Genomic DNA, 13,045 nt, shown 5'->3' on the forward strand with positions numbered 1-13,045 from the left:
CCCCTTTCAGAACCTATGAGGTAAACGCGGCACGACCCGCGCCCGGTTCAACTGCACTACCATCGGGTTCGTGACTCGCCCGCACGTTCTGCTGAGCGTCGCCGTCAGCATCGACGGCCACATCGACGATCGCGGCGCGGAACGGTTCCCGCTTTCCAACGCCGAGGACTTCGACCACGTCGACAGGCTGCGCGCGGAGTCCGACGCGATTCTGGCCGGCGCCGAGACGTTGCGCCGGGACAACGCGCGGCTGCTCGTCTACAGCGACGAGCGTCGTGCGCGCAGAATCGCGGCCGGAAAGCCGGAGTTCCCGCTGCGGGTCACCGTCACGAGGAGCGGCGATCTGGACCCAGAGCTGCGGTTCTGGCACTGCGGCGGCGAACGGCTGGTCTACACGAGGAGCGCGACGACGACCGTCGACGACCTGGCGGAAACGAAGACCTTCACCGATTTCTCCGAAATCCTGGACGACCTCGGGGCGCGGGGCGTGGAAAAGCTCATGGTCGAAGGCGGCACGAGCATTCACACCGAGTTCCTGCGCGCCGGGCTGGCCGACGAGATCCGCGTCGCGGTGGCGCCGATGCTGATCGGGCAGGCGACGGCCCCGCGTTTCGTGAATCCCGCCGAATTCCCCGGTGGACCGGCACGCCGATTCCACCTGGAGGACGTCACGAAAGTCGGGGACGTCGCGGTGCTCCGCTACCTCCCGAAAGTCACTTCCTCTTCACCAGGCTGAGCGCGCCGAGGATCTGCTCACGGCGGTAGACCGCGATCACCAGCGCCCACACCATGAAGACCAGCGGCATCGTCGCGTCGTCGATGCCGCCGTTCGTCACGAGGAGCATCTCGGTGAGCGCGGCGCCGGCCATGATGCCCGCCAGCGCGAGCGCGGCGAGGCCGCAGATGCGCGGGATGAGCAGGCCGACCGCGGTGGCGATCTCCAGCACGCCGGTGAGGTACCGGAACCACTGCCCGAAGCCGATGTCGTCGAACTTCGCGACGAACTGGTCGGTGAACAGGGCGTAGCCGTTCAGGAAGAACTGCACGGCGAGCGCGATCTGCAGGATCCAGACGACGACGTTGCCGACCTTCGCCGCGGTAGAGGTCTGCTCAGACATGGCGGGATTGTCCCACCGCGACAGCGCTGGTCGTCCACAGCCAGAGCACGTCGCGACCGAACGACCACACCAGCGACGCCAGCGCGAGACCGACGAGCACGCTCGCGAACGGCAGGAGGCCCGACGCCGCCACGACGAGGAAGATCCCCTGGACCGCGGCCACGACCTTGCGCGCGTAGCTGGCGGGCAGCGGCGCGTTCATCCAGCGGAAGCGCCACGACGCGGCGACGAACACGTACCGCATGAGGCCGATCGCGAGCACCCACGGACCCATGTGCACGGCCACGTACGCGCTGAGCACGAGGATCAGGAAGGCGTCGACCTCCATGTCGAACCTCGCCCCCAGCGCCGTCGAGGTGCCGGTGCGGCGAGCGACCTGGCCGTCCACCCAGTCGAGCGACAACGCGACAGCCGCGAGGGTCACGACCAGCGCCACCGGCACGTCCTGCCCGGCGCGGTCGGCGACCAGCGCGGTCACGGCGCCGACCATCAGGCCGCGGGCCAGCGTGACGCGGTCAGCGGGCCCCAGTGACCTGGTGCGGTGGCGTTGCATGCCGTAGCCGAGGAACGCCCACGTGGCGAACCCGTAGGCGAGACCCGCGGCCCAGCCCATCGGCCCGAGGCCCGCGGTGGCGGCCACCACACCCAGCAGGAGGACCTGGGCGAGGGCCCAGGCGGCAGGCTCCCGCACGACGGCGGGTGTCCCGGTGTGCTGAAGTGTGATCATCAGGTGCCCCTAACGAACTTCGTGCGGCGGAGGTGTTGTGAGTGACACGTACGGCGAGTGCCTTTTGGCTCAATGAATCCGGGAACGGGGAGGTCCGGCGGGTCGCGCTGGCCGAACCCGGTCCGGGTGAGGTCGAGGTGCGCACGCTGTTCTCGGGGGTCAGCCGCGGCACGGAGACCCTCGTCTTCCGCGGCGGCGTGCCGGAGAACCAGTACTCGGTGATGAGGGCTCCCTTCCAGGAGGGCGACTTCCCGTGGCCGGTGAAGTACGGGTACCTCAACGTGGGCGTCGTCGAACACGGACCCGAACGACTGCGCGGGCGCACGGTGTTCTGCCTCTACCCGCACCAGACCCGTTACGTGGTGCCGGAATCGGCGGTCACCCCCGTTCCGGACGGCGTTCCCGCCGCTCGGGCGGTGCTCGCGGGCACCGTGGAGACCGCGGTCAACGCCGTGTGGGACGCACGTCCGCTGGTCGGCGACCGGATCGCGGTGGTCGGTGGTGGCATGGTCGGGTCGAGCATCACCGCGGTGCTCGCGACGTTCCCCGGCGCGCGGGTCGAGCTCGTGGACGCCGATCCCGCGCGCGAGTCGACCGCCCGCGCCCTCGGTGTCGGCTTCGCCCTGCCGGACGACGCCCTCGACGGCTGCGACCTCGTCTTCCACGCCAGCGCGACCGAAGCCGGTCTCACCACGGCGCTGAACCTGCTCGCGCCCGAGGGCCGCGTCGTCGAGCTGAGCTGGTACGGCGACAGGAAGATCTCCGTGCCGCTGGGCGAGTTCTTCCACTCGCGCCGGCTCACGATCCGCAGCAGCCAGGTCGGCGCGGTCGGCCGCCCGGACCGCACCTACGCCGAACGCATGGCCGTCGCGCTGGACCTGCTGGCCGACGACAGGTTCGACGCGCTGATCACGGGACACAGCGCGTTCGAGGAGTTGCCGGACGTGATGCCGGGACTGGCCGACGGTGCGATTCCGGCGCTGTGCCACCGGATTGACTACGGTCGGGGCCATGTTCCCGAGTGACACCACGGTCGACGTCCGCGACCAGCGCGTGGCCGTGCTCCCGGTCGGCAGCACCGAGCAGCACGGCCCGCACCTGCCGTTGGCCACGGACTCGGTGATCGCGTGGACGATCGCGTCGGCGATCGCCGCGCGGTACCCGGTCCGGCTGCTGCCGCCGCTGCAGTTCTCGTGCTCGCAGGAGCACGCCGACTGGGCCGGCACCGTCAGCATCACCGCGCGCACGCTGATCTCAGTGGTCGAGGACATCGCGGATTCCCTGCGGCGCACCGGTGTCACGAACCTGGTCCTGGTCAACGGCCACGGCGGCAACTACGTGCTGTCGAACGTCGTGCAGGAGGGCGAGGGGCTCGCGCTCTTCCCTGGCCGCGACGACTGGGCGTTCGCGCGGGAGAAGGCCGGCATCGAGACCCCGGCGTACAGCGACATGCACGCGGGCGAGCTGGAGACCTCGATCCTGCTGCACGCCCACCCCGATCTGATCCGCCCCGGTTACGACAGCGCCGACCACCTGGCGGAGGACCGGCGGCACATGCTGACCCTGGGTCTGGCGCCGTACACCGGGTCCGGCGTCATCGGGCGCCCCTCGCTCGCGTCAGCGCGCAAGGGCGAGCTCCTGCTCGCGGGTCTGACCGAGTCGTTCGGCCACTACGCCACCCTTTTCGGTCTTGGCACGGCGTGAGAGGAAGAGCACGACCGCGCCGGGCAGGGCCGCGATGAGCGCGAGCACGCCGTAGACGATGCCCGTGGTGAAGCCGTGCTGGGCGCCCAGGCCGGCGGCGCCGAACGCCACCGCCAGGAACGCCTCGCGCGGGCCGAACCCGCCGATGTTCACCGGGATCGCCATGATCAGCAGTGCCAGCACGACGACCGGCGCGAGCTGGGTGATCGTGGCGTCCGACCCGGCGGCGCGGGCGGCCACCAGGAACAGCGCGACGTAGCCCGCGACCGCGGCGGCCGAGAGCGCGACGACCGCGGGCCAGATCTTCAGCGAGAGCAGCCGGATGCCGTCCGCCAGGGTGGTGACGAGCGCCCTCCGCACGGGCTTGACCCGCCAGCCGGCGACCACGGCCACGACGAGGCCCGCGAGGACGAGTGCCGCGGTGGTGGGGTCCGGAGCGAGGCCGAGGCCGGGCGCGGGGTGCGTGAGCAGCACCGCGAGCCCGATCCCGATGAGGACCATCTGGCCGGCGAAGCGTTCGAAGAACACGGCGCGCACGCCCCGTCCGACGTCGCCCGACTCCCGGCCGTGGTTGACCGCGCGGTGCACGTCGCCGAGCACGCCCGCGGGCAGCACGGCGTTGACGAGTTGGGCGCGGTAGTAGTCGCCGACCGCGGTGCGCAGGGTCAGCGTCAGGCCGAGGCGGCGCGCGACGAGGACCCAGCGACCCGCGCTGAGCACCGTCGTCACGAGCCCGATCGCCAGGGCGGCGGCGACGGAGAACGCGTCGATCGCGCGCAGCCCGTCGACGAACGCCCCGGTGCCCAGGCGCAGGCCCAGGGCGAGGAGGATCCCCGCCGCCAGCACCAGGCGCAGCCACGGCCAGAACTTCTTCATCACACAGCTCCCGGTAGTGCCAGCAGGTCGACGTGGTGGACCACCGCGGAGGCCGTCGACCTGCGGCGCAGGTACTCGGACGCCTCGGAGGCGAGTGCGGGTTCCTGCTCCACCGCCGCGCCGACCCAGCCCTTCAGCCACTCCGACTGCAGGGCGCCGGCGTGCAGGCGCCAGGGGCTCCGCGCCGTGCGGACCGAAGCGCCGAGAGCCGCGAACGCCTCTTCCGCGACGGCCGGGGCGTCCGGTCCGAGCAGACGACGCCCGTCCACGACGCGACGCTGATGGGCGTTGAACGCGTCCTGGAAAGCGGCGTCGAGCGGCTCGGCCGGGTCGAGTTCGATCCGGCCTGCCACCGAGAGCGTGAACAGTGCGGGCACATGAGCTTCTACGCAGGCAGCGGCCAGAGCGTTCATCTCCTCGGCGGTGAGCAGGTCCAGCAGCGCGGAGCAGGTGACGAGGTCGGAGCCCTCGAGGTCGGCGGCCCGCAGCGACGTGAGGTCACCCTCGCGCGTCTCGGCGGTGACGTTCTCGAAGGCGCTCATGCCGGCCTCCGCGAGGCCGAGCAGCCGGGGGTCGCGGTCGTGCAGCACCCAGTGCTGCACGCCGCCGAGCCTGCCGGCGAGCCACCGCCCCATCGATCCCGTTCCACAACCGAGGTCACGGATCGTCAGGGGGTTTCGGTTCACCAGAGTTTCGCGGAGGGTCTCCACGAGCTCGGCCGAGCGCGCCTGGGCGTCGGCGCTTTCCCGCAGTGCCAGCCATTCCGGGGCGAAGGTCATGGCCGCAGAGTAGCCAGCACCCTCCGCAAGTCCTCTGTGGATTCGTCCCAAGTGGACAGGACGGCTCTTCTGGCGAGTGCCCTGGCCCGCAGCTCCGAGCGGAGTTCCTGATCTTGGAACCAGCGCGTCAGTGCAGCTTCCCAGGCGTTTTCGTCCCCGGCGGGAACGAGCAGGCCGCCGTCGCCGAGGGCGTCCGGGACAGCGCTCGCGATGACCGGCAGGCCGTGTGCGAGCGCCTCGGTGACCACCATGCCGTAGGTCTCGGCGCGGGAGGCCAGCACGAACAGGTCGGCCTGGAGGTAAGCGCTGGTCAGCGCCTCGCCGGCGAGTGGTCCGGGGAAGCTGACGCGCTGGTCGGGCGGGAGTTCGCCCAGGAACGGCCGGTGCGGGCCGACGCACGTCAGCCGCCAGTCGCGGTCGATCCTCCGCAACGCCCTGAGCAGCACGTCGTGGCCTTTGCGGGGTGTGATGGACGCGACGCAGAGCAGGTGGTGCACGCCGTCGGTGCCCGTGGCGACCGGCGCCGGATCGGTGCCCGGCACGACGACGTGGACGTGCCCGAGCCCGTGCTTGGCCCGGATCTCGCGCGCGGCCGTGGGACTGGTCGCGACCACGGCGCTCGCGGCCCGCAGGACCCGGCCCTCCTTCTCGTCCAGGAGTGCGGCCCTCGCCGGGTCGAGCCCGGTCTCGTCGGCCAGCGGGAGGTGCACGAGGACGGCGAGCCGCAGCCGCCGGGCGTGCGGGACGATCACCTCGGGCAGACCGCAGCCCACCAGGCCGTCGAGCAGGACGACCTCTCCGTCCGGGATCCGCGCAAGCGTTTGCTCCAACGCGGTGGGGTCGGACGGGCGCGGCCAGTCACCAGCGACGGTCAACAGGTCCATCCCCGCGCTCACGCGGAGGTCGTAGACGTTGCCGCCGCTGGGACTGGCCGGATCGCCGACGTCAGCCGGCAGGACGAAGCGCACGTTCGTAGCTCGCCCACGCCACGTGCGACTCGTGGAGTGTGACGGCGATCGCATCGATCCCGTGAGCGCCCTCACCCAGTGCACCCTCGGAGATCTTCTCCGCGAGCTGGTCGGCGATGTGCTTCGCGAGCCACTCCGTGGACGTGTTGATGCCCGCGAACTGCGGTTCCTCGTCCAGGTTGCGGTAGTTGAACACGGCCAGGACCTTGCCCAGCTCCTGCGTCGCGAGTCCGATGTCGACGACGATGTTGTCGGAATCGAGTTCAGCGCGTTTGAACGTTGCGTCCACCAGGAACGTTGCTCCATGCAGACGTTGCGCTGGACCGAAGACCTCGCCGCGGAAACTGTGGGCGATCATCACGTGATCGCGAACGGTGATGCTGAACAGGATGACCTCCGCTGTGCGGTCGGGTTACGGTGCGACCTCCATCCGAGCGTAGCTGCACGTTCGGAAGGCGTTCTGTGACGAGGGGACCGAGATGTTCGAACAGGCCTTCAGCGAAGAGGACGTGGCCGAGTCCGACCTGGTGACACGACGTGGCACTTTCCGCGCGGTGGCGTTCCGATCGAACGGTCACGAGCACATGGCCCTTGTCTACGGGAAGACCAAGCTGCGCGAGAACGTGCTGGTGCGCATCCACTCCGAGTGCATGACCGGTGACATCTTCGCGGCCATGCGCTGCGAGTGCGGAGAACAGCTCGACGCCGCGTTGAACACCATCGTGCGTGAGGGCAGCGGAATCCTCGTGTACGTGCGCGGGCACGAGGGTCGCGGGATCGGTCTGGTGTCGAAGATCCGCACGCACGTGTTGCAGGACCAGGGACTGGACACGTTGGACTCGGCGACGTCGCTCGGCCTGCCGGTCGACGTCCGCGACTACTCCCCCGCGGCCCGCGTGCTCAAGCACCTGCGGGTGCAGTCGGTGCGGCTGCTGTCCAACAACCCCGACAAGATCGCGGCGCTCGAGGAGAACGGCATCTCGGTGACCGCACGGGTGCCGTCGTTGATGAAGCCCAACGCCCACAACATCGCGTACCTGACGGCGAAGCGCGACCGGCTGGGCCACGACCTGCCCCAGGTCGAGGAGTTCACCCCCCTCCCGCACGCCCGCTGACCGTTGCTTTCCCAGCACGTGGAGCTCACACTGGCCGGATGCTGGCGCTGCGGGCAGGGCGTGCCTTCGACGGTGAGCGGACGCTCACCGGCCCCGTCACGGTCATCACCGAGAACGGCACGATCAAGGCCGTCGAGCAGGGCCATCCGGACGTCGCGGGTGCCGAGGTCGTCGACCTCGGCACCGCCACCGTCCTACCGGGACTGATCGACACCCACGTGCACCTGTGCGCGGACAGCGAGAACGGCGCGCTGGACCGCCTGCCCGAGTTCACCGAGGACCACCTCGACGAGGTGGTCGAGGACGGTCTGCGCCGCCACCTCCTGGCCGGTGTCACGACCGTCCGCGACCTCGGCGACCGCCGGTGGTCCGTCGTGGAGCAGCGGTCGAGGCACCGGCAGCGCGTCCTCGCGTCCGGCCCGCCCATCACGAGCCCGCGCGGCCACTGCTGGTCGATGGGCGGTGAGGCGTCCGGCGACGAGGCGTTGCGCCGGGCCGTGCGCGAGCGGGCCGAGCGCGCGGCCGACATCGTCAAGATCATGGCCAGCGGCGGGTTCGCCACCCCCGGCACGGCCGTCGACGACTGCCAGTTCACCGAGCACGAACTGCGCGTGGTCGTCGAGGAGGCCCACGGGCTCGGCCTCCCCGTGACCGCGCACGCCCACAGCCTCGCGGCGGTCCAGCGCGCCGTGGCCGCGGGCGTCGACGGCGTCGAGCACTGCACGTGCCTGTCCCGCGGGGCGATGGTGCTCCCCGCGGAACTGCTGGACGCGCTGGCAGAAGCTGACATCGCCGTCTGCCACACCCTGGGCTCCACGCTCGAACCGCCCCCGCACGTCAAGGAGGCGTTCGAGCGCATGGGGATGAGCCTCGCCGCCAAGATCAACGCCGTCGGCCGCATGTACGACCACGGCGTTCGTGCCGTGTCCGGGACCGACGGCGGCATCGGTGCCGGCAAGGGCCACGGGATCACCGCCCACGCGCTGGGCGACATGATCGACGCGGGCCTGCCGAACCGCGCCGTGCTGGCGAGCGCGACCAGTCAGGCCGCCAGGGGCGTGCGGGGTGAGCAAGGGGATGCTGAGGGCCGGTTGGGACGCCGACGTCATCGCCGTGCAAGGAGATCCCATGCGGGACATCACGGCGCTGCACCACGTGACGACCGTGGTGATCGGCGGTCAGGTCGTGACGACGACCTTGCCGAGCACCCGCCGCGAGTAGACGTGCTCGATCGCGTCGAGTCCTTCGGAGAGCGGGAACTCGCGCTCCACCGGGGCCCGGAGGCTGCCCGCCTCGACCAGCACGCGCAGTTCCTCGAAGACGTCGGCGCGTTCAGCCGACATGAGGGGGACGAGCTTCTGGGACACGAACAGGTTCAGCACGACCGCGGCCAGTGACCGCTCGAACCCGCCCGTGACCGCGCCACCGGTCTCGGAACCGACGAGCACCAGCGTGCCTCGCGGTGTGAGCATCTTGCGCATCTTCGACAACGACCTGTTGCCACCGCAGTCGAAGATGAGGTCGTAGGTCCCGGTGAAGTCCGCGACCGTGTAGTCGACGACCTCGTCCGCGCCCAGCGAGCGCACCAGACCTACCTTGCGCGTGCTGCACACACCGGTGACGTGCGCACCGAGCGCCTTCGCGATCTGCACCGCGTACGACCCGACGCCACCGCCGGCGCCGAGCACGGCAACCCGTTGTCCCGCCCGCACTCCCCGCAACCCCTGCAGCGCCGTTCCACCCGAGATCGGCAGGGCGGCCGCCTCCGCGAACGACGTCCCGGCGGGCTTGCGCGCCAGCCGTGAGACGGGGGCGACCGCGTACTCGGCGAACGACCCCTCGCACGTGCCGAACACCTCGTCGCCGACCGCGAACTCCGCGACGCCGGGCCCGAGTCGCGTCACGACACCGGACACGTCCCGTCCCGGCACGGGCGACTTCGGCCCGCGAACCCCGAACCCGATGCAGCGCACCAGGTACGGCTTGCCGGTGAGGAGGTGCCAGGTGCCCATGTCGACGCCCGCCGCCCGCACCTCCAGCAGAACCTCACCCTGTCTGGGCACGGGCACGTCCAGCTCACCGAACACCGCCGATCCGTATCTTCGTTGCACGACAGCCTTCACAGCTCACTCCTCCGGATACTGGAACACCTCTTCGAGCGACACCCCGAACACTCGGGCGATCTTGAACGCCACCTCCAGCGAGGGCGAGTACCTGCCCTGCTCGATGGCGATCAGCGTCTGCCGCGTGACGCCGACGGCCGAGGCGAGGTCGGCCTGCTTCATCTCGCCGTGCGCGAACCGCAGGGCGCGGATGGAGTTCGTGACTTTCGTGGGCTTCACAGCGTTCCCCGCCGGTAGAGCGCGATCTTCGCGGCCGAGCCGAGCACCGCGGACAGCACGAAGCAGAGGTACAGCACGTTCGCGATCCAGAAGTGCGACGCCTCGAGCACCGCCAGCACCATCGCGGTCATGCCGCCGATGACGACGAACGACTGCCCGACGTGGTCGCCGAGCCGGCCGATCTCCCTGTCCCGTTCGTCGCTCTGCAGCCCGTCGTTGCGCGCCGCGACGCCGAACCAGATGCCCGACACGATGCCGGCGACGATCCCGAGCCCCGTGGTCCACAGCAGGACGTCCGCGTACGACACGTCGACCAGCGACCCGGCCGCGGCACGACTCAGGACAACCACCGCGTACACGGCGTACCCGACCAGGGCGATGACCGCCAGGGCCCACGCCCGCTTCTCCTCGAACGCCACGGTCCCGCTCCTGATGTCAAAGAAACCTGACACAACCAAGGTAAAACGAAGCCGACACCGTGTCAAACATCTTTTACATTCCGGGCAACCTGGCCGACGCGGCCGTCTGGCGGTCGACCGCCCCCGATCACCCCAATAGCGTGCGGCGCATGCTCCGTCCGATCCTCGTCGCGTGCGCGCTCGCCCTGACGGCGTGCGGCCACGCCGTGACGGCGGAACCTCCCGCCGCGGCCCACACCCCGGCCGCGGCACCTCCCGTGGCCGCGCCGGAGGCCTGCCCGCTGCCCGACAGCGGGTTCGAGTGCGAGTTCCAGAGGCGCCTCGAGACCGCCGAGGACTACGCCGAGACCAGGCCGGGCACCGTGGGCTTCGTGCTGCGCGACCGCAAGACCGGCGCGATCTGGCGCAACGGCCACGCGAACGACCTGACGTGGACCGCGTCGACCATCAAGCTCGCCATGGTCGTGAACCTGCTGGAACGCCACCGCACCGGCGAGATCAAGCTGAGCGGAGACGACCGCACGCTCATGAGCGCGATGCTGCACACGTCCGACGACGATGCAGCGGACACGCTCTGGAAGCGCTACGGCGGCACGACGTTCAACACCGCGTTCGCCCGGTACGGCATGACCGGCCTGGTGGCACAAAGGGGGTACTCCGCCGCGTTCCCCTACTGGGGCTTCGAGAAGTGCACGGCGAACGACCTCGACCGCCTGATCAACTACGTCCTCGACGCCGTGCCGGCCGAAGACCGCGCCTACGTCGTCGAGCAGATGCGCGAGGTCGGCCCGCCGCAGCAGTGGGGCGTCTGGGGCCCGGACTCCGGTGCGAAGAACGGCTGGTCGGAGGAGGACGGCGGCTGGGTGGTGAACTCCGTCGGCTTCGTCGGCCAGGACGAGCGCTACACCCTCGCCATCATGAACGACCTCAAGGGCGAGGGCGCCTACGACGAAGGCCGCGCCACCGACACCGAGATCACGCGCATCCTGTTCCGCTAGCTCGTCGCCTGTGAGGAACGCCGCCGTCGCGACGAGCACGTCGACCTGGCGGCGCGGCCCTCAGCCCTCGACCGGCTCCTCAGCCGATCTCTCGCCGTCGTCGGCAGGCGGCTCGAACCCGCCCCTGCTCATCGCGCGAGGTCGGGCACCTGGGCCACCAGCTCTTCCGGCGCCGTCAGCCGCCACGCCTCGAAGACCAGTTCGCCGAGCTCGTCGGCGTCGACGCCCTCCAGGTGCGCCACGACCCAGCCGAAGCCGCCGGAGGTGAACTGCACCTCGAACACGTCGGGGCGTTCGGCCACGAGCGCCAGCTGCTCCGACAGCGTCTGCTTGAGACCGACGGTCTGCGTGCGCGGCCAGTAGTAGCCGAACACCTTGCCCCGCACGCGGAACGTGTCGTACTGCCGACCGGACGAGCGCTGCGCCTCGGCGAGTCCGTCCACGATCGTGAACAGCTGCTTGTTCGATGTCGCCACTGCCGACCCCCAAAGCCGAAGGCGGAAAGTATAAATCCGGGTTGTCAGGGCGCGGACGCGGTGAGCCTCCTCAGGTGGTCGGCGACGAGAGCGGCATGGGACAGCGGCGTCCTCACGTCCTCGACGTCGCCGTTGGTGGTGTAGTCGAGCAGCACGACGTCGGAGGACCGGGCCAACTCGCGCAACCGCTCGACCTCGGCTCGCAACCGGTGGTCGAGGGCCCAGCGGTACGCCGGCAGGTAGATCTCGCGGCGGGCCGTGCGGTAGTCGAGCAGGTGCTCCCCCGCCAGGCCCGCGCGGTGGCCGCGGACCTGACCGAAGCGGCGGACCGTCCGCTTCAGGCCTTTCATGGACTTCACCGCGAGCTTGGAGGGATCGACGCCGGCCGACTCGAAGACCTTGAGCGCCTGCCACAAGCCCTCGACGGATTCGCTCGTGACGCCCGGCGACAACGGCACCGGAATCCCGCCGTGCGGGTAGAACGGGCTGAAGCGCACCCACGGCGCGGGACCGCGGGAGGTCACGTCGACGACCACCGCGTCGGGGCGCTTCACCTTGCGGCGCTTGCTCACGACTTCGATCGGCACGGGTCGAGCATGGCAGGGAGGTCCGACGATTCCGGTGGGTCAGCGCACCGGCTGGGCCGTTGCCGCCGTGGGCGACGTGGCACGGTTGCGTTGGGTCAGCACCACACACACGAGAACGACCGCGGCCGTGGCGAGTGCCGGCCAGCCAACGGGTTCACCGAGCACCACGGCCGACCACAGCAACGTCAGAACCGGTTGCGCCAGCTGGATCTGCCCGATCTTGGCCACCCCTCCCGCGGCCAGGCCCGCGTACCAGGCGAAGAAGCCGAGGAACATCGAGATCAGCGACACGTACCCGAAGCTGAGCCAGACGACGCCGGTCGCGCGGGAGAAGTCCGCCGTCCACAGGGAGATCGGGACCGTCGCCGGCAACGAGACCACCAGCGCCCAGCACACCGTCCTCGCCCCGCCGAGCTCGCGGGACAACGCGCCGCCCTCGGCGTAACCCAAGCCGCACAACACGACGGCGACCACCAGGTAGAGGTCGGCGACGCCGAGCGATCCGGAGAGACCGCCACCGGTGGCCACGAACGCCAGCACCGCGAGCAGACCGGCACCGCTGGAGAGCCAGAACGCGACGGGCGGACGTTCCGAGGCGCGCAGGACCGCCCAGATCGCCGTCGACATCGGCAGCACGGCGATCACGACGGCGCCGTGGGCCGAGGTCTGGGTGGTGAGGGCGAGAGAGGTGAAGAGCGGGAAGCCGATCACGATGCCGAGCGCGACGACGACGAGCCGCCGCACCTGCGTCACCGTCGGGCGGGGCGCACGCGACAACGCGAGGTAGCCGATCGCCAGGACACCGGCGACGAACGCGCGTCCGAAGGCGACGAACCACGGGTCGAGTCCTGCCACCGCCAGGCGGGTCGCGGGCAGGGAGAAGCTGAACCCCAGCACGCCCAGCGCGCCGAGTGTTACCCCCGCAGGCACGATAAC

General features: G+C 70.4%; 17 protein-coding genes and 1 pseudogene. 6 read left to right on the forward strand and 12 right to left on the reverse strand.

Annotated features, from left to right (window positions below; translation table 11 throughout):
* The first annotated feature begins 70 nt into the window (after positions 1–70).
* Positions 71–736, forward strand: a complete 666-nt coding sequence (locus V1227_RS22455; RefSeq protein WP_329787541.1) for a RibD family protein — start codon at positions 71–73, stop codon at positions 734–736.
* On the opposite strand, the gene V1227_RS22460 is transcribed toward V1227_RS22455, so the two are convergent.
* Positions 714–1,118, reverse strand: coding sequence for a DoxX family protein (locus V1227_RS22460; RefSeq protein WP_329787542.1), 405 nt, complete (start codon positions 1,116–1,118; stop codon positions 714–716). The two genes, V1227_RS22455 and V1227_RS22460, sit on opposite strands and share 23 nt — an antisense overlap.
* Positions 1,111–1,845: a CDP-alcohol phosphatidyltransferase family protein gene (locus V1227_RS22465; protein ID WP_329787543.1), complete on the reverse strand. Its 735-nt coding sequence runs from the start codon at positions 1,843–1,845 to the stop codon at positions 1,111–1,113. The genes V1227_RS22460 and V1227_RS22465 overlap by 8 nt, the downstream gene beginning before the upstream one ends.
* Before the next feature lie 41 nt (positions 1,846–1,886).
* Here V1227_RS22465 and V1227_RS22470 point away from each other — a divergent pair, with 41 nt between their 5' ends.
* Positions 1,887–2,870, forward strand: coding sequence for a zinc-dependent alcohol dehydrogenase (locus tag V1227_RS22470; protein WP_329787544.1), 984 nt, complete (start codon positions 1,887–1,889; stop codon positions 2,868–2,870).
* The gene (locus V1227_RS22475; protein WP_329787545.1) at positions 2,857–3,549 is read left to right on the forward strand and encodes a creatininase family protein; all 693 of its coding nucleotides are present in this window, start codon (positions 2,857–2,859) and stop codon (positions 3,547–3,549) included. Before V1227_RS22470 ends, V1227_RS22475 begins: the two co-directional genes overlap by 14 nt.
* On the opposite strand, the gene V1227_RS22480 is transcribed toward V1227_RS22475, so the two are convergent.
* The 4 genes from V1227_RS22480 to V1227_RS22495 are packed head-to-tail and all read right to left on the reverse strand — an operon-like array spanning position 3,463 to position 6,560.
* Positions 3,463–4,425: a lysylphosphatidylglycerol synthase transmembrane domain-containing protein gene (locus V1227_RS22480; protein ID WP_329787546.1), complete on the reverse strand. Its 963-nt coding sequence runs from the start codon at positions 4,423–4,425 to the stop codon at positions 3,463–3,465. The genes V1227_RS22475 and V1227_RS22480 overlap by 87 nt on opposite strands.
* A complete protein-coding gene (locus V1227_RS22485) occupies positions 4,425–5,204 on the reverse strand; it encodes a class I SAM-dependent methyltransferase (protein WP_329787547.1) in 780 nt (259 codons plus the stop codon). Before V1227_RS22485 ends, V1227_RS22480 begins: the two co-directional genes overlap by 1 nt.
* Positions 5,201–6,172, reverse strand: coding sequence for a glycosyltransferase family 4 protein (locus V1227_RS22490; RefSeq protein WP_329787548.1), 972 nt, complete (start codon positions 6,170–6,172; stop codon positions 5,201–5,203). The genes V1227_RS22485 and V1227_RS22490 overlap by 4 nt, the downstream gene beginning before the upstream one ends.
* Complete coding sequence (locus V1227_RS22495; protein ID WP_236221744.1) at positions 6,150–6,560, reverse strand: 6-pyruvoyl trahydropterin synthase family protein; 411 nt, start codon at positions 6,558–6,560, stop codon at positions 6,150–6,152. The genes V1227_RS22490 and V1227_RS22495 overlap by 23 nt, the downstream gene beginning before the upstream one ends.
* A 91-nt stretch (positions 6,561–6,651) precedes the next feature.
* Between V1227_RS22495 and ribA the strand changes: the two genes are divergently transcribed.
* Positions 6,652–7,287: a GTP cyclohydrolase II gene (gene ribA, locus V1227_RS22500; protein ID WP_329787549.1), complete on the forward strand. Its 636-nt coding sequence runs from the start codon at positions 6,652–6,654 to the stop codon at positions 7,285–7,287.
* A 38-nt stretch (positions 7,288–7,325) separates the two neighbouring features.
* Positions 7,326–8,282, forward strand: a pseudogene (locus V1227_RS22505) (amidohydrolase family protein); the annotation flags it as partial.
* Between the two features lie 183 nt (positions 8,283–8,465).
* On the opposite strand, the gene V1227_RS22510 reads toward V1227_RS22505, so the two are convergent.
* The 3 genes from V1227_RS22510 to V1227_RS22520 are packed head-to-tail and all read right to left on the reverse strand — an operon-like array spanning position 8,466 to position 10,048.
* Positions 8,466–9,410 carry an NAD(P)-dependent alcohol dehydrogenase gene (locus V1227_RS22510; protein WP_329787550.1) on the reverse strand — a complete coding sequence of 315 codons (945 nt, stop codon included), beginning with the start codon at positions 9,408–9,410 and terminating at the stop codon, positions 8,466–8,468.
* 3 nt (positions 9,411–9,413) lie between these two features.
* A complete protein-coding gene (locus V1227_RS22515; RefSeq protein WP_329794085.1) occupies positions 9,414–9,572 on the reverse strand; it encodes a helix-turn-helix transcriptional regulator in 159 nt (52 codons plus the stop codon).
* Between the two features lie 53 nt (positions 9,573–9,625).
* Positions 9,626–10,048, reverse strand: coding sequence for a hypothetical protein (locus V1227_RS22520; RefSeq protein ID WP_329787551.1), 423 nt, complete (start codon positions 10,046–10,048; stop codon positions 9,626–9,628).
* 149 nt (positions 10,049–10,197) lie between these two features.
* Here V1227_RS22520 and V1227_RS22525 point away from each other — a divergent pair, with 149 nt between their 5' ends.
* Positions 10,198–11,046 (forward strand): serine hydrolase, encoded by an 849-nt coding sequence (locus V1227_RS22525; protein ID WP_329787552.1) that lies wholly within the window; start codon positions 10,198–10,200, stop codon positions 11,044–11,046.
* A gap of 128 nt (positions 11,047–11,174) precedes the next feature.
* On the opposite strand, the gene V1227_RS22530 is transcribed toward V1227_RS22525, so the two are convergent.
* Genes V1227_RS22530 through V1227_RS22540 form a run of 3 tightly spaced genes read right to left on the reverse strand, consistent with a single transcriptional unit; the run spans position 11,175 to position 13,039 of the window.
* Positions 11,175–11,522, reverse strand: coding sequence for an MmcQ/YjbR family DNA-binding protein (locus V1227_RS22530; protein ID WP_329787553.1), 348 nt, complete (start codon positions 11,520–11,522; stop codon positions 11,175–11,177).
* 44 nt (positions 11,523–11,566) lie between these two features.
* Entirely contained in the window at positions 11,567–12,109 is a 543-nt protein-coding gene (locus tag V1227_RS22535; RefSeq protein WP_329787554.1) for a DUF6939 family protein, read from the reverse strand.
* Positions 12,110–12,148: 39 nt separating this feature from the next.
* Positions 12,149–13,039 carry a DMT family transporter gene (locus tag V1227_RS22540; RefSeq protein WP_329787555.1) on the reverse strand — a complete coding sequence of 297 codons (891 nt, stop codon included), beginning with the start codon at positions 13,037–13,039 and terminating at the stop codon, positions 12,149–12,151.
* Positions 13,040–13,045: the final 6 nt, after the last annotated feature.

This window comes from Lentzea sp. DG1S-22 (genome assembly GCF_036321065.1).
Classification (GTDB): Bacteria; Actinomycetota; Actinomycetes; order Mycobacteriales; family Pseudonocardiaceae; genus Lentzea; species Lentzea jiangxiensis.